Here is an 18,532-nt window from a genome sequence, read left to right as displayed (position 1 = left end):
TATTCTCCCAAGGAATTAACTCAGCTTACGATAAACCCCGCGTCTTACAAATTCTATAACGCCTTTATCCCGCAGCACCTGAAGCTTCTGCCGTATTTTTGCCCTAACGTTATTGTTATTCGGATACTTACTGCTCAAGGATCTTTCAAAACTGTAAATCTGAGCCAAAGTGAAATACTCGCTTTGAATCTGTTCAACGATTTTGAGTACATCTATCAGCCATTCACGCTGATCTAATTTGCTGTTTTCCAAAAAGCTGGTCTTGTTCCATTCTCTAAGCACCTCTGCTTTTGGCTGTATTTCTTTATTTCTAACAATATAAACCTTGCCGCTTTCTGGAATTTTGTTAAGCAGTATATCGCAGCCGACCCATCCACTTCTCTTCGCGTTTTTCGCCAATGGCTTTCTCTTTTCTATAATATCTGGAGTGAAATAGAAATTTGGTATAACAAGAAAATTGCTGACCATCCACTCAGTTTTATCATAGGTTAGAAAAAAGAAGTTAGGGTTTTCGCTAGACACAATCCTTTCGATCATTTTTTTATATGCGCTGTCTGGTGCTTTTTTGCCAACTCTTTCCCCGCTCCTGCTTTTGAGTTCAAATTGTTCACTGCAACGCTTGCAGTACAAATCAGCCACAGGTTGGTTGTTAGGGAATGAATTAAGAGCCAAATTTCCGCAGCTTGGGCAGTAGCAGTTTTTCTTTGCCCAATGTTCCGTTAAAACTCGAGCAACCTGAGATTTGCTTCTATAGCCTTCTGCCTTAGTTTGATCAAAATACAAATTCACAAAAAATTCCAGAAGTAAAGTAAACTCCGCAGCTATTTCAAGGCTTTCATTGCGATGTCGGTGCGGAAATAAGCGCCTTCAAAATCGATCTGTCCAGCGGCGGCGTATGCCTTTTCTCTTGCGGCTTCGATATTCTCGCCAAGAGCTGTAACACCGAGCACTCTTCCGCCCGCAGTAAGGAGCTCTCCGTCCTGAATTTTCGTTCCCGCCTGGAAAACTTTCACATCCTCCATCGCCTCTGCCCTGCTGATGCCAGTAATCTTTTTTCCCTTTTCGTATTCTCCCGGGTATCCACCTGAAGATATCACCACGCACACAGCCGGCCTCTTATCCCATTGGAGATTCACATCTTCCAGCCTTCCCTCGCAAACAGCAAGCATCACCTCGAGAAGATCAGTTTTGAGCCTCATTAGGATCGGCTGGGTTTCGGGGTCTCCCATACGCACGTTATACTCCAGCACTTTCGGCCCAACCTTCGTGAGCATAAGCCCTGCATATAAAACGCCCCTGAAAGGAGCGCCTGCCATATTCATTCCGTTCACCGTAGGCACAAGGATCTCGCCTATGATTCTGTCCATAAGCTTTTCATCAACGATATCCGCCGGGCTGTATGCCCCCATACCTCCGGTATTCGGGCCGGTATCGCCTTCGCCTATCGGCTTATGGTCTTGGCTGGTTTCCAAAACGTAGATATTCCTTCCGTCAACGAGCGCAAGAATAGAAACCTCGGGGCCGGAGAGCTTTTCCTCTACTACAATCTTGCTGCCCGCATCGCCGAAAATCTTATTCTCCATAATCTCTTCAGCAGCGTTTATAGCCTCAGAGGGCTCATCGCAAACGTAAACTCCCTTGCCCTTTGCAAGGCCGCTGGCCTTCACTACAAGTCCAGCATCTCTTGTAGCGATATAATCCTTGGCATCCTCGAAATTCTCGAACGTATGAAACTCAGCGGTGGGGATGGAATTAGCCCGCATCATCTTTTTAGAAAAATCCTTATCCGCCTCGAGCCTGGCGGCATCTTTAGAAGGCCCGAAGGCCTTAATCCCCGCAGCCTCTAAGGAATCCACGAGCCCTGCAGCGAGCGGGTCTTCAGGGCCTACAACCACAAGCCCTATATTTTTGTCCACAGCAAATTTCACCACGGCATCATGGTCGCTTATATCAATTGCTGCTGTAGGGCCGAGCTTTGCCATTCCCGGATTGCCCGGAGCGGAATAGAGCTTTGTGAGCTTTTTGCTCTGTGATAATTTCCAAGCGATTGCGTGTTCGCGTCCGCCGCTGCCGATAATAAGTACGTTCATCTCAAGCTCCTTTACTTCACCACTACCTTCGCGAATCTCCGTTTGCCCACTTTAAGCACCATCCCGTCTTCGGGCTGCACTTGGGCTGACGGGTCGCTCATTTTCTCGCCGTTCACGCTCACGCCGCCCTGCTTCACGAGCCGCTTGGCCTCGCCGCCGGAGGCTGCGAGCCCCGCTTCTGCTACCATTTTGCTCAAAGCGATCGGCTGAGAATCCAAAACCGCCTCCGGCATATCATCAGGAAGCTCTCGGCGGGCAAACACCTGCTCGAAATCTTCCTCCGCCTTTTCTGCGGCCTCACTGTCGTAAAACTGGCTTATGATATCTTTCGCAAGGGCAGCCTTAGCCTTCTTCGGATGCGTTTTTTCGGAGTTGATCAGCTCGGCAATTTTCCCAAAAGGCACATCTGTAAGCAGTGTGAAATAATTCTCCATCATCTCATCGCTGATGCTCATAATCTTGCCGTACATATCTGAGGGCTCATCGGTAACGCCGATATAGTTGTTCTTGCTCTTGCTCATCTTCTCAACGCCGTCGAGCCCTGCGAGGATAGGCAGGGTCATCACTATCTGGGGTGCCTGCCCGTTGATTCTCTGGAGGTCTCTGCCAGCAAGGTTGTTGAATGTCTGGTCTGTACCGCCCAGCTCTACATCGCTTTCAGTCATCACAGAATCATACCCCTGCATCAGCGGATACAGGAATTCGTGTATGCTTATTGGTTCGCACTTCTTGTATCTCTGCTCGAAGGTGTCCCGCTCGAGCATACGAGCGACAGTCATTGAGCTGCACAGCTTGATTATCGCTGCCAAGTCTAAATCCCTGAGCCATTCGCCGTTCGGACGAATCTCAAGCTTATCCTCTGAGGTATCGAGGATCTTCTCTGCCTGCTTGAAATATGTCTGGGCGTTTTTATCTATATCTTCCCCGCTGAGGACGGGGCGAGTGGTGTTCTGCCCTGTGGGGTCGCCTATCCTTGCGGTGTAATCGCCGATAATCAAAACAGCCTTGTGCCCGAGATCCTGAAACTGCCTGAGCTTGCGCATCACGACAGTATGCCCGAGATGCAGATCTGGGGCTGTAGGATCCATACCAAGCTTTATTCTGAGCTGCCTGCCCTTTTTTCGGGCATCGATTAACTTTTCCTTAAGCTCCTTTTCGGAGTATATCTCAACCGTACCTCTTTTGAGAATCTCAAAAGACTGCTCAATATCCTGCGTCATTTATTCAGTTGTCCTGTAAAGAAATCTTTCAAGTAACGTTTACGATGTATGTTATAAAACCAGCTGCAGCGATTACTGAAATAACCAAAATGGCAATCCACAGCATTGAAATATATTTGCCCTGCTTTGCAATCTGCACATTGAGCTTTGCAAACTCAGCACACATAGACTCTTCAAACCCGCAGCTCTTATCAACCGAGCTTTTCACCTCGGCGATTTTCTCCTGCTGAAGCCTTGCCTGCTCTGGAATTTCCTTTGCCACCTCAGAGAACTGCTCAGTAACTTCGGCCTGCTCTTCGAGGTGCTTATGAGTTTTTTCCATAAGGTCGGTTTGTTTTTCGGTAAGCTCGGGGATCACCTCAAAACGCCTCAGCAGCTCGCTCTGCTGTGAAACGTGCTTCTCGAGATGGCCGTTAATATTTTCGAGCTTGTCAACCATACCATCAAAAGAGGAATTTAGCTTATCGATATTCTCCTGCTGGGTTTTTCTAAGCTGGAGCTCCTTCTCTTCCATGAGCTCGGCTTTTTTTGTAAACTTCTCGAAAAAGTCCGTCTTGCTCTGCTGCTCGCCGGCATCTGCCTGCTGAGAGTTCTTTTTCTTCGGCTTGAAAATGTCTTTGAGTTTTTTCATGTAATTAAGCTCTCCTTCTAGCTCACTTTCTTATTTTTCCCGCTGACAGGCGTTTTCTTCTTCCTGCTGCCAAACAGATCTTTTTTCCCGTCAACCACGTTTTTATCAATCTTCAGTACGCTGCCTTCCTTTTTCTCGTCCGGCAGGCGATACATTATATCAATCATCAGCTCTTCCACTACGCCTCGAAGCGCCCTTGCGCCCGTATCACGTTTGAGGGCTTTTTCTGCAAGCACCTCGAGAGCGCCGTCGGTGAATTCAAGCTTGGTATACTCCATCTCGAACAGCTTAACATACTGCCGCACAATAGCGTTCTTCGGCTCTGTCATAATATTTACAAGCGTTTTCTTGTCGAGATTTTCGAGCGAGGCAATCAGCGGAAGCCTTCCCACCAGCTCAGGGATAATTCCGTAATGGATAATATCCTCCGGGGCTGCCTTCTTCATTATCTCCGCCCGTTCGAGGTTCCTGTCTCGGGTTTGGCCGGAGTCTTCCGCGCCGAAGCCTATAGCCTTCTTCCCGAGCCTTCTTCTAACGATATCTTCAAGGCCAACGAAAGTTCCCCCGCAGATAAACAGGATCTGGCTGGTGTCCACCTGTATGTAAGACTGCTCGGGGTGTTTGCGTCCTCCCTGCGGCGGGACATTCACAACAGTTCCCTCAAGCATCTTCAAGAGCGACTGCTGCACGCCCTCGCCGGAAACGTCTCTTGTGATAGAAACGTTTGCGGAGGTTTTGCCAACCTTGTCTATTTCGTCTATATAAACTATGCCACGCTGAGCCTTCTCAACATCATAATCCGCGCTCTGGAGCAGCTTGAGGACGAAATTCTCTACATCCTCGCCTACATACCCCGCCTCTGTTACCGTTGTAGCATCGCATATCGCAAACGGAACTTCGAGCTCTCTTGCGAGCGTTTTTGCCAGCAGGGTTTTGCCCGAGCCGGTAGGGCCTATCAGAAGCACATTAGACTTATCCAGCTCCACATCCGGCGAATCGTTCTGGAAGTGAATCAGGCGTTTATAGTGGTTGTGCACCGCAACAGCAAGGAACCGCTTTGCGTCGTTCTGCCCGATTACATACTGATCCAAATATTCCTTTATCTCTCGCGGAGTGGGGAGCTTTTCCGGTTCAAAGCTGCTTTTCGGCACTTCAATTTGCTCGGCAACGATTTTACTGCATATTTCAATACACTCTCCGCAGATGCATACGTCTTCAGGCCCTTGAACGATAGGCCTTTCATCGGTTGCATAACGCCCGCAGAAACTGCACATTTGAGCTGGCTTATTCTTTCCTGTTTTAGCCATATATTCCTCTAAAAATTTTCTTTTCGAATTTTCCGGCAGGGTTATTCTATAACATCCACCCCCTGCCTGCAAGTAAAGTTTACATTCAAAACGTCATATATGTGCGGGAAATTAAAAATTCAATCATTCAAAATTCAAAACAAACCCGCAGGAGCGGGCAAAAGCCGGCGAGAGGTTGTCAAATTTGCCCTTATTCTGTCAAATTGGCACCTGCTGCCCCGAATTAAGCGTGTGGAAACGGCTCTGCCGGGCTCTCTGCGAGGGGCTGAGTTTGGCACGGCGCTTGCATATATAAAAGCGAAATGAAGCCGGCCGGCTTTAAGGTGTTAGGAAAAATGAAAATGTTAACGAGGTAAATCGAAAGGAGAATTACCATGAGGAACGTACTTTCAAGAAGGAACAATAATCAGACTCCAAACGCACCTATGAGTATGGCAGATAAGATCGACAGGATGTTCGATGATATGTTCAGCGGCTTCCCCGCTTTCGGGCCTGCGGAAGGATTGATGAGCAAATTTGTCCCGAGCGTGGATGTTTCCGAGGACGAGAAGAACTACTTGGTTACCGCTGAGCTGGCGGGCATGAACAAGGATGATATTAATGTTACGCTGAACGACAATACGCTGATCCTCGAAGGCGAAAAGAAGGACACAAACGAAGAGAAAGATTCAAACTATTACCACGTAGAACGGACGTTCGGTTCGTTCAGGAGAGTGGTTCCGTTTGCTCACAACGTTGATGAGAACAAAATCGATGCGAGCTTCAGCGACGGACTGCTAAAGATTACTGTTCCGAAAACCGAAGAAGGAGCCGGCAGGAAGAAAATCGAGATCAAATAATTAAACAACCCAAAGCCCCGAGAAATCGGGGCTTTTTTTTATGCGGCGGGAAAATATTTGATTATATTATATCATTATTACTTGATTCTAACTTTTAAAATGCTAAAATTAAATTTAAAATCTTTTTGTATTTTATAAAAGGAATGTTGGGATTGGCAGGTTTAAATCTAGAAAGGGCAAGAGGAATGCTCTTACCCTTAGAAAACAATAAATGAGGGGATACCGAATATGGCTAACCCCGCAACCTTTGCTAAGCAAAGGCTTATTGTAACTTGCTTTCGAATATTATTATAGCGTTTAAAAAATAATTTCAAGGAAAAAGGTTTTACAAATGGCAAAAAACAGAGTTGTTTTAGGACTGGATATAGGAATTGGTTCAGTAGGCTGGGCTTTGGTTAATCTTGAAGAAGAAGAATATGATTACCAAACATACGAAGGCGAACACAAGAAAAAACTAAAGATATCGGGAGGAGAAATAATAGATTCAGGCGTAAGGACTTTTCAGCCGCCCCACAATGAACAAAAAAGCCTTGCAAAAATAAGAGGCGAAAAACGAAGGGCAAGATTAACAGGAAGACGCAAAACGAAAAGGATGAAAAGATTTGTTTCTCTTGCCAAGGAATTTGGGCTTATAGAGCCAAACATAAGATTCAAACAGGCCTGCAGGAAAATGATCCCCCCTGCCAGCACCGACAAAAACAAATGGAGCCCATGGAATATTAGAAAAGAAGCACTTTCAAGAAAACTTACAAACGAAGAGTTTTTCCGGGCTTTGTATCACATAGCACGACATAGAGGCGTTTCATTTCTCACAAAAGCAGAAGAATCAGAAAAACCATCCGGATCTTCCGAAGAAGGAAAGGTTAAGAAAGGTCTGCAGAATATCAGAGAGCAGCTCAAAGAGAGCAGATGCCAAACAATTGGCGAAATGTTCGCTGTTAATTTTTTAGAAGGTGAAAATGTCAGGCTTCGCAATTCTGAAAATGATTACACTAAATCCATTCACCGAAATTTACTTAAAGATGAAACTATAATTATTTTTAAAAAACAGAAAGCACTTGGCAACGAATCAGCGAGTGATGAACTGCTTAGGAGATATCTTGATGAAGTGCTGCTTTATGAAGCTGGAATACAGGAAGATAAACTCCTCAAGATGATGAACCGGTGCAAATTCACCGGCGAAATATGCGCTCCCCGCGAAGGCTATCTCAATGAACGCTACGTTTTGCTGAACAGGCTGAACAGTCTTCTGATAGGCGGAAAACCTCCAACTGATGAGCAAAGGGAAAGCATCAAGAAGCTTGCCTATAAAAACAAAAAACTGAAATTTTCCCAAATCCGAAATTTCCTTGATATTAACGAAAATATTAGATTCAACCTTTGCTCTTACCAAATGGAAAATCCTGAATATAATCAGAAACTGTCCTGCAAGGTTAATGAAAAAGAACCTTTGTTTGAAGATAAACATCAAATAAAAGCGGCAGCAATTCAATCATTAGACCGAGAGACCGGAACATTAGAGCACGTGGAAGATTATTCGCAAGAATATAAAGAGCTTATAAGGAAGGTGTATGCAAGGAGAGCAGAAAAGTACGGCAGTTCGAAGGTTCAAAAAATCGACTTTTATTATTATATTCTAAGAGCCAAGCTCGAGATTCCTTCAAAATACAGGTTTGTCCAGATACTGAACAAATACCCTAAGGGAGAGGAAGAATTCAAAAGCAAACTTGAGTATCTCAAACAATTTGAATCAAAGCAGGATTTCGTTGAATTAAAGGGATACCACAAGATAAAAGACTGCATCACAAATACCCTCGGCAATGATAAATGGAGTGAGATAGCTGATAGCCCTGAAACAATAGAGGCAATTTCTGAGGCCCTTGTTTACCATAAAACAGATGAAACAAGAGGAAACTATTTTAAAGAAAAAGGTATTGATGAAGAGATTGCAAAGGCTGCTCTTTTTATCAATATGAAGGAAGTTGCCAATTTTTCAAAAGAGGCTTTTCAAAAGCTGCTTCCGCATATGGAAGAGGGTAAATATTTTGAAGATGCCAGAATAGCTGCTGCTGAAAACGATCCCCGCTTCAAAGATAAGGAACATGAAAAACAATCCATACTCCAACCCTACCATGGGGATTTTGAAAATAATCCTGTTGTAATGAGAACCTTCAGCCAAACAAGAAAGCTGATAAATGCTGTAATCAGAAAATACTCCAGCGAATACCCAATAGACCAAATCAACATAGAAATAGCAACTGAACTCGCTTCAAGCCAGAAAAAGCTCAACGACATTTACAAGAAACAAACACGCTACAGAGATCAGAAAGAGCAGGCCAAAGAGCTTTGCAGGGAATTCGGGCTCAATCCGGAAGAAGGCCAGAATCTGCTGAGATTCAGGCTCGCAATGCAGCAGAAATACCGCTGCCCTTATACGGGCCAATATATCCACGCCTGCCCATACAGCGGCGAAGATATTTCAGGCAGTCTGCTGGACTGCGAAATTGACCACATTATCCCGATAAGCAGGTCATTCGACGACAGCCTCAACAATAAGGTTCTCTGCACAAAAAAGGCCAATCAGGAAAAGAAAAACATGCTCCCCTTTGAATATCTAAGCAAGGATCCAAAGAAATGGGAAGAGTTTGTAGTTAGAGTGGGGCATATGGGAACAATGCCTTCTGCCAAAAAACGAAAGCTTCTTACAAAGAAATTTGACGAGGAAGATAAAGACCGCTTCATTTCAAGAAATCTTAATGATACCAGATACGCAGCCAAAGAGATTGCGGGTTTTCTCAAAAAACATCTCGATTTTTCAAAATCACAAAGAGAAGACATAAACGAAAAGAGCAGAGTTCAGCTCAGATCAGGAAGGGTAACTTCGTTTCTGCGGTATCACTGGGGGCTTAAGAAACACAGAGAAGAAAACGATCTTCACCACGCTCTGGATGCAATTGTAGTTGCCTGTTCAACACAGGGGCATGTTTACCTTGCTTCTATGATAGCCAAAGATTTGGAAAATAAGGGAAAGGCAATAAACGGCAGGCTTAAAAACTGCAATTTTGAGCCGTGGGAGAGTTTCAGAGAAGATGTGCTCAAGAAGTTAGACGATATCTTTGTTTCTAGAATGCCGAGGAGGAAAGTTACCGGAGAAGCCCATTCTCAAAACCCTAAAAGCTGGAGAAAAGCAAATATCAAGGGAAGGGTTCAGCCGTTCAACAAGGGATTTTGCGGAATGGGACATATCGTCAGAGCAGATTTTTACAAAGGACCTGACGGGAAAAACTATGCTGTTCCGCTTTACGCATCTGATTTTGCAGCAAAAAGCCCTCTTCCTTCGAAATATCTTTCAAAAGGAGATACGCCGTATGAAGACTGGCCGGAACTAACAAATGAGTTTGAATTCAAATTTTCCTTATTTAAAGATGACCTCGTTAAATTCCAAGATCAAATGTATTACATAGATTATATAAGGGGGGGGAGGCCTGTGATATCGCTAAAAAAATATGATGGATCTTCATTTGACGAGGAGGGAAAGAGTTTCACTAAAGAATTCTCTTACAAAAATGCAAAATTAGAAAAATTTGAAGTTGATATGATGGGAAAATATTATTCCGTAAAAAAACCAGAGAGAGAAGGTAACTCATATGAAAAAGAATGGAAATAATGCTAAGAAGCGTTTCTCTGAGTGTTTTTTTAAATCATTTCCGCTTGTAAACTCCTTCATATCAGGAGCTTACAAGCGGCGAATTGTAAGCGATATGAAAATGAAAGCAAGTTACAACTCCGTAACGCATGCCTCTAAACTGCACGCCATTGTAAGCGATATGAAAATGAAAGCAAGTTACAACGTTTCCTCCGTTTTTAATTTCCGATTCGGCATTGTAAGCGATATGAAAATGAAAGCAAGTTACAACCAGACTCGCAAAGGGAATCGAAATGGGCGCATTGTAAGCGATATGAAAATGAAAGCAAGTTACAACCAGACTCGCAAAGGGAATCGAAATGGGCGCATTGTAAGCGATATGAAAATGAAAGCAAGTTACAACGACACCGTGTGCTTCAGCTTCGCTTCGCAGATTGTAAGCGATATGAAAATGAAAGCAAGTTACAACGACAAGCGTATATTGGTTTGACGATACAGATTGTAAGCGATATGAAAATGAAAGCAAGTTACAACTTCGGCTGACCCGCTTATATACCAAGTAGATTGTAAGCGATATGAAAATGAAAGCAAGTTACAACAAATAAGGTTAACTGTTCAAGAGCTGCGCTATTGTAAGCGATATGAAAATGAAAGCAAGTTACAACATTTTTCAGCTTCTTCTTTTGTGCCGAAGCATTGTAAGCGATATGAAAATGAAAGCAAGTTACAACGCAAGGGTTATCTTACAGATAGTTTTTGGAATTGTAAGCGATATGAAAATGAAAGCAAGTTACAACTTGACGCAATTGTAGGATATTCGTCCGCACATTGTAAGCGATATGAAAATGAAAGCAAGTTACAACGTTCATTTTCGCAGCACTACAATTCAGAGAATTGTAAGCGATATGAAAATGAAAGCAAGTTACAACATAAAATCGCCATCACGTGCATATCCATTGATTGTAAGCGATATGAAAATGAAAGCAAGTTACAACACAACGCTGTATTCGGACGATTCAAATATATATTGTAAGCGATATGAAAATGAAAGCAAGTTACAACGTAGCCCTTAGCGTCAAGCACACCCTCTATATTGTAAGCGATATGAAAATGAAAGCAAGTTACAACAAGGGTTGACAAATTTCGATTTTCGATTAAATTGTAAGCGATATGAAAATGAAAGCAAGTTACAACTAACCTTGTTATATTCTGCGTGTCTGCCTCATTGTAAGCGATATGAAAATGAAAGCAAGTTACAACGCTCCATGGCTTTAACTGCATTCTCTTTAATTGTAAGCGATATGAAAATGAAAGCAAGTTACAACTTTAGGGGGGGGGGGGGGGGTAGATAATGAAACGAATTATTGAAATATCAGAAAATTCCTGCAAACTGAACATTCGTTATGGCCAATTGGTAATCGCAAGCCAAAATGGTATTGAACGATCGATCCCATGTGAAGATATAGGAATTCTCCTGATAGACAATTCGGCCGTTTTATATACTCACAGCGTTTTTACAGAGCTGCTTAACTGCCGGGCAGCAGTTGTTCTTTGCAATGGAGAACATAACCCCGCAGGTATGCTGCTTCCCATAGATTCAAATTCTGTTCAAACAGAAAGGCAGAAGCAGCAAACCCAAGCCTCCCAGCCATTGAAAAAACGCCTCTGGAAACAGCTTATAAAAGCGAAAATAACTCATCAGGGAAAAATAATATCAAATTATAATCCTGAAGTCGGAATAGGGATTGCTGAGCTTGCCTCTAAAGTTAAATCAGGTGATCCTGAAAATATTGAAGCAAGGGCAAGCAGGCTTTTCTGGAAATATTTTTTGGGCGGAAGAAAATTCAAGAGGCAAAGAGGTGGCGAACCGCCAAATAATCTGCTTAATTACGGCTATATGGTTCTTCGGGCTGCTACAGCGAGAGCTATATGCTGTGCGGGCCTTTTGCCTACTCTTGGGATACATCACTGCAGCAGATACAACTCTTTCTGCCTTGCAGATGATATAATGGAGCCTTTCCGAGGCTATATAGAGGAAAAAGTTCTGAATATATGGCATGAAAATCCTAATCCCGCTGAGCTGCAGGATTTATCTCAATTACATAAAGCCCGCCTGCTGGAAACGCTGCATTCATCCATCGAAATGGAAGGGGTTTCCGGGCCTCTTATGACAGGTCTTCATAAAACAGCAGCATCTTTAACTAAATGTTTCGATAGGTCAGCAAAGAAACTGAGCCTTCCAGAGCTTTAAGGAAAAGATTATGAATTTAAGCGAGTACAGAATGATGTGGATTTATGTTATGTTCGATCTGCCCACTGATACAAAAATGGCAAGGAAAAGTTATTCTATCTTTCGGAAAAATCTTATCAAAGACGGCTTCACAATGGTTCAGTATTCTGTTTATGAAAGATTCTGCCCCAGCAAAGAAAATGCAGAAGTACACACCAGAAGAGTAGAAAATTTCCTTCCGCCTGATGGAGAGGTAAGGGTTCTTGTAGTAACCGACAAGCAATACGAAAAAATGAAGGTTTTTTGGGGCAAATTGAGCCGTCAAAAACCCCCTGCCCCAAAACAGCTGGAACTTTTTTAGTTTTTCATTCCCCGATAATTTTAACGAGAACTCTTTTCTTTCTGTTGCCGTCGAATTCGCCGTAGAAAACCTGTTCCCACGGTCCGAAGTCGAGGCGTCCTTTAGTGATCGCTACTACCACTTCTCTTCCCATTACAGTTCTCTTGAGGTGCGCGTCTGCGTTGTCTTCCATGCCGTTATGCTTATACTGCGAATGGGGCTTTTCCGGAGCAAGCTTTTCGAGCCATTTTTCATAGTCTTGATGGAGTCCTGGTTCGTCGTCGTTTATAAATACGCTCGCAGTTATGTGCATAGCGTTGCATAGGAGAAGGCCTTCCTGCACGCCGCTCTCAGCGAGGCACTGCTCGAGATCTGGAGTGATGTTTATGAGCTGTCTTCTCTGCTTAATTTCGAACCAGAGCTGTTTTCTGTATGATTTCATAATTATCCCTTCTTTTTTGAATTCAATTTTTCATCTCGCCTGCGGCTAAAAGGATAACACTAAACGAGCCTTGTTTAAAGCTAATTCAGCAGTAGGTATATAAATGAAACCGCAGAGATAAAAACGCAGTATATGCTGAAGTATTTTAGCTTTCTTTTTCTGCTTGCTTTTATCAGGAGCTTGAGTGCGATGATGCCTGTAAGGCAGGCCGAGAGCATCCCTGATACAATCACGCCCGGAGTCAGCACGCCCGCACCGAAAAGCTCCTTATGCTCGAGAGCAGTGAGAAGTGCGCCGCCGAGGATGGCGGGCATCGCAATGAGAAAGCTGAATTCCACCGCCCATTTGCGGTGCAGGCCGTATAGGATGGCTGCGCATATCGTAGCTCCGCTGCGTGAAATTCCCGGGATAATCGCTCCTGACTGTGCAACACCAATCAGCACAGCGCCTATAATTCCGAAATCGTGAAATCTGATTCGAGAGCGTTTCTTTTTGTCTGTAATGTAGAGCAGGGCTGCTGTTACCAGCCACATAATGCATACCAGCCAGAGCTTTCGTGAGCCTTGGAGAGGCTCCTCAAAGAGCTTGTATATAACCACTGTTGTAATGGTTGTTATCACTGCGCAGAAGGCAAAATGCCAAGCGAAATTCTTCTTGTACAGCTGGATTGGGTTTAGGCCGGTGCGATGGAAGCTTAGCAGATTGCGGGCGAAAAGTGCGATGCCCTCGCGGAATACAACGATAATCGAGAACACTGTGCCTACGTGTACGGCAAGGTCGAAAAGGAGCATCTCTTTGCTTTCCGGGTCTAAGCTGGGGATGAATGTTTCGAACATCACCAGATGGCCGGAGGAGGATACGGGGAGGAATTCTGTGAGCCCCTGAACGAAGCCGAGCCCTATAGAGCCGCTTAGGCCGGAGAGGTAGTCGCAGATCTGGAAGAGGCAGGGGTTTAAAAGCTCACCTGCGGAATGTACCCAGCCGAAAAGCGAAACAATAATGAAAATGATTCCGGCATATAGGCCGGCCATAATGTCGTCTGCGAGGATGCCGATTCCGCCCAAGAGACTCTCGAGGCGGTTTGCCGGCCAGATTTTCGCTATATCGAAAAAGCGGAACAATAGGAATAAAATTCCGATGCTTATCAAAGGATATGAGGCAAATGCGGAAACGAATGAACCGATGAGCAGAGCAAGCCCCTGGCCGGCGAATTCATCCGATACCACCTCGGACGGGTCTTCCCTGCCGGCAAGCTGAATAGCGTGCGAAGAGAATGCTGCTGTAGCCCAGGAGAAGAAGACTGTAAGGCCGGCGAGTGCGAGCTGGCTCGGCCAGAGCTGAGGGGTTAAAGCTGCGATTGCAATGAATACGGCGCAGGGTAGAAGCGAGCCGACAGTGCCCGGGGCGAAAGGCGAAAAGCCCAGCCCGAAGCATGAGGTGATAAGCCTTTTTGTGTTCATAGATAGATTGCTCTTGCGTTTAATAATTAATTAAGACTGTAAACGACGGTGCAGATTATAACAAAAACACAAAAATATTAAGCCAAAAATCGCAAGAGATTCTGCTTTTAAGCCAGAAAAATTCCCGATTCAATGAGATTATGTATTGGCGAATCAGGGGTCAGTTTTTAATCTGGGATTTCCAGTCTGAATTATCAAAATAATCCACAACATTGGAGAAAGCCTTTTTGAGCTCGTTGAAAAAGCCCGAAAGATCTGTGCAGGGTGTTTGTTTTGAGGCGTTTTCAAGATTTAAGGCGGCTTGGGCAAGTTTATCTGCAGCTATGTATCTTGCCGAGCCTTTGATTCGGTGCGCATAAAGACACACCTGTCCGCAGTCTTTGCCGGCAAGCCCCTCTTCGATCTTGTCAAGGCAGTATTTTCCGTCTTCAACAAAAACATCCACCAGCTCTTCTACTACTTCCGGAGATGCACAGAATTCAGAGAGAGAGTCGAGGGAAACAAGAGAACTTTCCGTATAACCCATTTCCGAATCTCCTATCAGTATTTTAATTCCGCAAAAAACGGAATAATGTTTCATAAAACAAAAGCAAACCGCCTGTAAGTAATAACACGTTACAAAAAGAGCGTTAATTTTGTTTTAGATTAGAAAATTTTCTTGTTAAATTTTAGAATTAAAATAGGGGCATGTCAAGAACGAAAGACGGTTTTATAAAAAAATCTGGCCAAAAAGATTAAAACCGCAAGAATATATCTTCTGGATACTAAGATTTTTTAGTTTTCTGCGAGAGTTTATATGAAAGAAGATATCAGAAAATACGCACTTGAGCAGGGATTTTTGAGGGCTGGGTTTGCCAGCGCCGAAGATCTGCCAGCAGAAAACCGCCAGCGTTTTGGAAAGTGGCTCGAAGCAGAGATGCACGAGAACACAGGTTATCTCGAAAGGAATTTAGATAAGCGTTTCTCGCCCGCAAAGCTCTTTAAAGATGCAAAAAGCGTGATTGTGTTTGCGGCAGGCTATAATAAAGCGCAGGGGGAAAAGCCCGATTCAGAGCAGGCAGGGAAAATATGCGATTATGCCTGCTTTGAAGATTACCACAGCAAAATCAAAAGCAGAATTTTCAATATCGCAGATTTTATCCGTAATAAGTATAAATCCGATCTGAAAATCAAGGCCTGCGTGGATTCAGTGCCTATAAATGAAAGGTCAGAAGCAGTTCTTGCAGGGCTGGGGTTTATCGGGAAAAACGGGATGCTGATAATCCCGGGTAAGGGATGCCGAGTTTTGCTGGGGCTGCTTATAAGCAATCTTGAAATAGAGCCTGATGAAGGAGTTATCGAAAACCGCTGCGGGAGCTGCCGGCGATGCATTGAGGCCTGCCCCTCCGGAGCACTCGGTGAAAACGGACTACTTGACTGCACGAAGTGTATTTCGTTTCAAACTATCGAGAAGAAAACCGAAATGAACAGGGAAGCTGAAGAGGCTTTGAGCGAGGAGCTCTTCGGCTGCGACAGGTGCATCGATGTATGCCCTTTCAACGAAAACCAGCAAAGCAGCTTCCTGAAGCAGAGGCTTAATAAATGGCTGCTGATTGATGAAATTCTGGAAATGGACAGCGACACATTCTCTGCGTCTTTCGGCGGAACTGTTGTCGAAAGAACCGGCCTTGAAAAACTAAAGAGAAATGCCGAGGCAATCTCAGGTAAGAAACGTTAAAGCTGAGCTTTATCTTACACTGAATCCTTCGGACAATCCTTTTTTCAGGTTTTCGAGACTCTTTTTCTGTTTGGGGGTCAGGGAGGTTTTGTCTTTGCCGATTAGGCATACCCTTACGGTACTTTTCTCGCCGGCCCAGCTGTGGTCCGGGAGACAGGGCTTCTGGTTTTTCCACCTGTGTGTAGGCTGGATAAGCCCGTCGGGCGTATCGCCGAGATTATTGCAGATTACGAAATGGTAATTGAGCTGCTCATCTGAAACGCAGCCGTTCATTTCTGCAACCAGCGACAAATCACCAGAACGCGTTGCTGTGAATTCGACATCAACCTCTGACCATCTTGCCGACTTTACTCCTCTGGCCAAACTCAAAACATCACCGCTTTCCATAGCAGATACACCGGAAGTGTGGGCTTTGAGGCTGTAGCCGGAGAATTCGATAGGCTTATCACTGCTTGTATCCATAAAAAGAAGCGCAAGCGTACCGATAGTGAGTGATACAACAAGAAGGAAACTGACCCTCATCATCCTGACTCGGTCGTTCATTTAAATAAACCCTCCGTGATTAAGTTACAGCTAATTCGGACGGATATATAATAGCAAAAGATAAAATGTAATCAAGAATTTTTACCGGAAAATCAGAATTTTTTGAAATTTTTTCTTGAAAAAGGCCGCAAAACCTCTCAATTCGTGATGTTTTCACATGAAAACCGGCGGTAAAGAAGCCCATTCTCTCACTGTTATCGGCTGGATTATCTAATCGCAGCAAAATACAAAAAGCCGCTCAACAGGACTTGCCATATTAAGCGGCTTTGAAGATTCAAGGGATGCAAAGCTAAGCGGATTTTCAGAACAGCCCTTCCACTTTGCCTGTCTGCGTATCAACATCGATTCTTCTGAAGGCAGGGTCAGAGCCTGTACCGGGCATAAGCTTGATTGTTCCGGCAATGGGGACAATAAGCCCTGCACCTTTATAAACCATTATATCCCTTACAGGGAGAGTAAATCCTTCCGGCCTTCCCTTAATTGCAGGATCGTGCGAGAGGCTCAGGTGCGTTTTAACCATACAGGTTGCCATCTTTGAGCTGTCAGGGTCCTGCTCAATCTGCTGAATCCTCTCCTCTGCCTCAGGCGCAAATTCAACACCATCAGCACCGTACACCTCTTTTGCAATCAGTTCAATCCTTTTCTTTACCGGCATATCAAAATCGTAGAGGAATTTGAAATCTGAGGGCTCATCAGCCGCTCTAATCACAGTTTCGGCAAGCTCTTCTGCCCCCTCTCCGCCTTTCAGCCAGTGCTCTGAAACAGCGCAGTATGCACCAGCAGCCTCTGCGGCTGTGCGAATTGCTTCAATTTCTGCAGGGGTGTCGGTATGGAAGCTGTTGATGCATACAACGGGTGTTACCCCGCTCTTTATTACCGTTTCGATATGTGCTTTCAGATTTGAGCAGCCCTTCTCTACGAGCTCCACATTTTGCTCTGTGTATTCCTTGGGCAGGGGCTTGCCCGGCTTAACCTCCGGGCCGCCTCCATGCATCTTGAGGGCGCGAACCGTTGCTACAAGCACAACAGCATCGGGCTTGAGGCCGGAATATCTGCACTTTATGTTCCAAAACTTCTCGAAGCCGATGTCTGCCCCGAAGCCACTTTCGGTAACGTGGAAATCAACGAGATTAGAGCCGAGGCGGTCTGCAATTACAGAGCTCTGCCCTATGGCAATATTTGCAAACGGCCCTGCATGCACGAAAACAGGATTTTTCTCCATTGTCTGCATCAGTGTTGGGTTTATCGCCTCAACGAGCCAAGCTGTCATAGCTCCGGCTACCTCGAGATCTTCTGTTGTAATCTCTTCGCCGGATTTGCTGTATGCAGCGACTATTTTGCCGATTCTCTCACGCAGGTCTTTGAGATCTCTTGCTACAGCGAGAATCGCCATAATCTCACTTGATACACTAATCGCAAAGCCCGAATCCATCTCGAAGCCGTCCATCTTCCCGCCGATGCCCATACGGATATTCCTCAGTCCCTGAGCGCAGAAATCAATTACCCATTTGAGCTGAACTTTTTGGGGGTCTATATCGAGGCGTTTTAGATTTCTCTGGGCGAGCTTTTCGTCGTCGTAGTTGTTTTCGTGCTGCATTCTCGCATTTAGGGCAACCATACAAAGGTTATGGGCGTTTGTGATTTTATCTATATCGCCTGTAAGGCCGAGGGAGAATGGGGTGAGCGGTATGCACTGTGCGAGTCCGCCTCCCGCTGCTGAGCCTTTGATGTTGAAGGTTGGGCCGCCTGAAGGCTGCCTAATCGCCCCTGCTACGCTCTTTCCGAGCCTTCCGAGGCCGTCCACAAGCCCAATGGTTGTGGTGGTTTTGCCTTCGCCAAGGGGTGTTGGGGTGATAGCTGTTACATCAATGTATCGAGCTTTTTTCTGCCCCTCTGTTCTGTCTAATACCTTTCGATAATCGACCTTGGCAAGATTTTTGCCGTAATAAATAAGCTCATCTTCTCTCAGGCCGAGATTTTCGGCGAGCTGAGCTATGCTTAACATTTTCTCTTCGGCAGCTTTCGCAATCTGCCAATCTTTCATAACCGTAGGATCTAATTTCATAC

Annotated in this window: 15 protein-coding genes and 1 CRISPR repeat array; of the genes, 5 read left to right on the top strand and 10 right to left on the bottom strand. The window is 44.8% G+C overall.

Annotated elements, in window-relative coordinates:
• Positions 1 to 15: 15 nt before the first annotated feature.
• From L21SP3_RS00625 to clpX, 5 genes are read right to left on the bottom strand one after another with little or no spacing between them, the layout of a single operon-like run.
• Positions 16 to 789 (bottom strand): DpnI domain-containing protein, encoded by a 774-nt coding sequence (locus L21SP3_RS00625; RefSeq protein WP_077538536.1) that lies wholly within the window; start codon positions 787 to 789, stop codon positions 16 to 18.
• 32 nt (positions 790 to 821) lie between these two features.
• Positions 822 to 2,090 carry a phosphoribosylamine--glycine ligase gene (gene purD, locus L21SP3_RS00620; RefSeq protein ID WP_077538534.1) on the bottom strand — a complete coding sequence of 423 codons (1,269 nt, stop codon included), beginning with the start codon at positions 2,088 to 2,090 and terminating at the stop codon, positions 822 to 824.
• 11 nt (positions 2,091 to 2,101) lie between these two features.
• Complete coding sequence (gene tyrS, locus L21SP3_RS00615; protein ID WP_077538532.1) at positions 2,102 to 3,310, bottom strand: tyrosine--tRNA ligase; 1,209 nt, start codon at positions 3,308 to 3,310, stop codon at positions 2,102 to 2,104.
• Between the two features lie 28 nt (positions 3,311 to 3,338).
• Complete coding sequence (locus L21SP3_RS00610; protein WP_077538530.1) at positions 3,339 to 3,941, bottom strand: hypothetical protein; 603 nt, start codon at positions 3,939 to 3,941, stop codon at positions 3,339 to 3,341.
• A gap of 17 nt (positions 3,942 to 3,958) precedes the next feature.
• Positions 3,959 to 5,248: an ATP-dependent Clp protease ATP-binding subunit ClpX gene (gene clpX / locus L21SP3_RS00605; protein WP_077538528.1), complete on the bottom strand. Its 1,290-nt coding sequence runs from the start codon at positions 5,246 to 5,248 to the stop codon at positions 3,959 to 3,961.
• 374 nt (positions 5,249 to 5,622) lie between these two features.
• Here clpX and L21SP3_RS00595 point away from each other — a divergent pair, with 374 nt between their 5' ends.
• The 4 genes from L21SP3_RS00595 to cas2 all read left to right on the top strand — a co-directional run bounded on the left by L21SP3_RS00595 (position 5,623) and on the right by cas2 (position 12,324).
• Complete coding sequence (locus L21SP3_RS00595) at positions 5,623 to 6,087, top strand: Hsp20/alpha crystallin family protein (RefSeq protein WP_077538524.1); 465 nt, start codon at positions 5,623 to 5,625, stop codon at positions 6,085 to 6,087.
• A gap of 331 nt (positions 6,088 to 6,418) precedes the next feature.
• The gene (gene cas9, locus L21SP3_RS00590) at positions 6,419 to 9,754 is read left to right on the top strand and encodes a type II CRISPR RNA-guided endonuclease Cas9 (RefSeq protein WP_077538522.1); all 3,336 of its coding nucleotides are present in this window, start codon (positions 6,419 to 6,421) and stop codon (positions 9,752 to 9,754) included.
• 82 nt (positions 9,755 to 9,836) lie between these two features.
• Positions 9,837 to 11,058: a CRISPR direct-repeat array (repeat unit 36 nt; unit sequence ATTGTAAGCGATATGAAAATGAAAGCAAGTTACAAC).
• A 26-nt stretch (positions 11,059 to 11,084) separates the two neighbouring features.
• Positions 11,085 to 11,984, top strand: coding sequence for a type II CRISPR-associated endonuclease Cas1 (cas1, locus tag L21SP3_RS00585; protein ID WP_077538520.1), 900 nt, complete (start codon positions 11,085 to 11,087; stop codon positions 11,982 to 11,984).
• 10 nt (positions 11,985 to 11,994) lie between these two features.
• Positions 11,995 to 12,324, top strand: coding sequence for a CRISPR-associated endonuclease Cas2 (gene cas2 / locus L21SP3_RS00580; protein WP_077538518.1), 330 nt, complete (start codon positions 11,995 to 11,997; stop codon positions 12,322 to 12,324).
• 4 nt (positions 12,325 to 12,328) lie between these two features.
• Here cas2 and L21SP3_RS00575 read toward each other — a convergent pair whose 3' ends face one another.
• The 3 genes from L21SP3_RS00575 to L21SP3_RS00565 form a co-directional block, all read right to left on the bottom strand.
• Positions 12,329 to 12,745: a secondary thiamine-phosphate synthase enzyme YjbQ gene (locus tag L21SP3_RS00575; RefSeq protein ID WP_077538516.1), complete on the bottom strand. Its 417-nt coding sequence runs from the start codon at positions 12,743 to 12,745 to the stop codon at positions 12,329 to 12,331.
• Between the two features lie 80 nt (positions 12,746 to 12,825).
• Entirely contained in the window at positions 12,826 to 14,205 is a 1,380-nt protein-coding gene (locus L21SP3_RS00570) for a phosphatidylglycerophosphatase A (protein ID WP_077538514.1), read from the bottom strand.
• A 160-nt stretch (positions 14,206 to 14,365) separates the two neighbouring features.
• Positions 14,366 to 14,731 (bottom strand): Hpt domain-containing protein, encoded by a 366-nt coding sequence (locus L21SP3_RS00565; RefSeq protein ID WP_161488030.1) that lies wholly within the window; start codon positions 14,729 to 14,731, stop codon positions 14,366 to 14,368.
• Positions 14,732 to 15,001: 270 nt separating this feature from the next.
• Between L21SP3_RS00565 and queG the strand changes: the two genes are divergently transcribed.
• Positions 15,002 to 15,922 (top strand): tRNA epoxyqueuosine(34) reductase QueG, encoded by a 921-nt coding sequence (queG, locus tag L21SP3_RS00560; RefSeq protein WP_077538510.1) that lies wholly within the window; start codon positions 15,002 to 15,004, stop codon positions 15,920 to 15,922.
• 9 nt (positions 15,923 to 15,931) lie between these two features.
• Here the strand turns inward: queG and L21SP3_RS00555 are convergent, their stop codons facing one another.
• A complete protein-coding gene (locus L21SP3_RS00555; RefSeq protein WP_123785096.1) occupies positions 15,932 to 16,465 on the bottom strand; it encodes a hypothetical protein in 534 nt (177 codons plus the stop codon).
• Positions 16,466 to 16,766: 301 nt separating this feature from the next.
• Positions 16,767 to 18,530 (bottom strand): formate--tetrahydrofolate ligase, encoded by a 1,764-nt coding sequence (locus L21SP3_RS00550; RefSeq protein WP_077538507.1) that lies wholly within the window; start codon positions 18,528 to 18,530, stop codon positions 16,767 to 16,769.
• Positions 18,531 to 18,532 lie beyond the last annotated feature (2 nt).

The organism is Sedimentisphaera cyanobacteriorum, from assembly GCF_001997385.1.
Lineage (GTDB): Bacteria > Planctomycetota > Phycisphaerae > Sedimentisphaerales > Sedimentisphaeraceae > Sedimentisphaera > Sedimentisphaera cyanobacteriorum.
The sequence above is the reverse complement of the archived record's forward strand: the minus strand, read 5'-3'. Positions and strand labels throughout refer to the sequence as shown.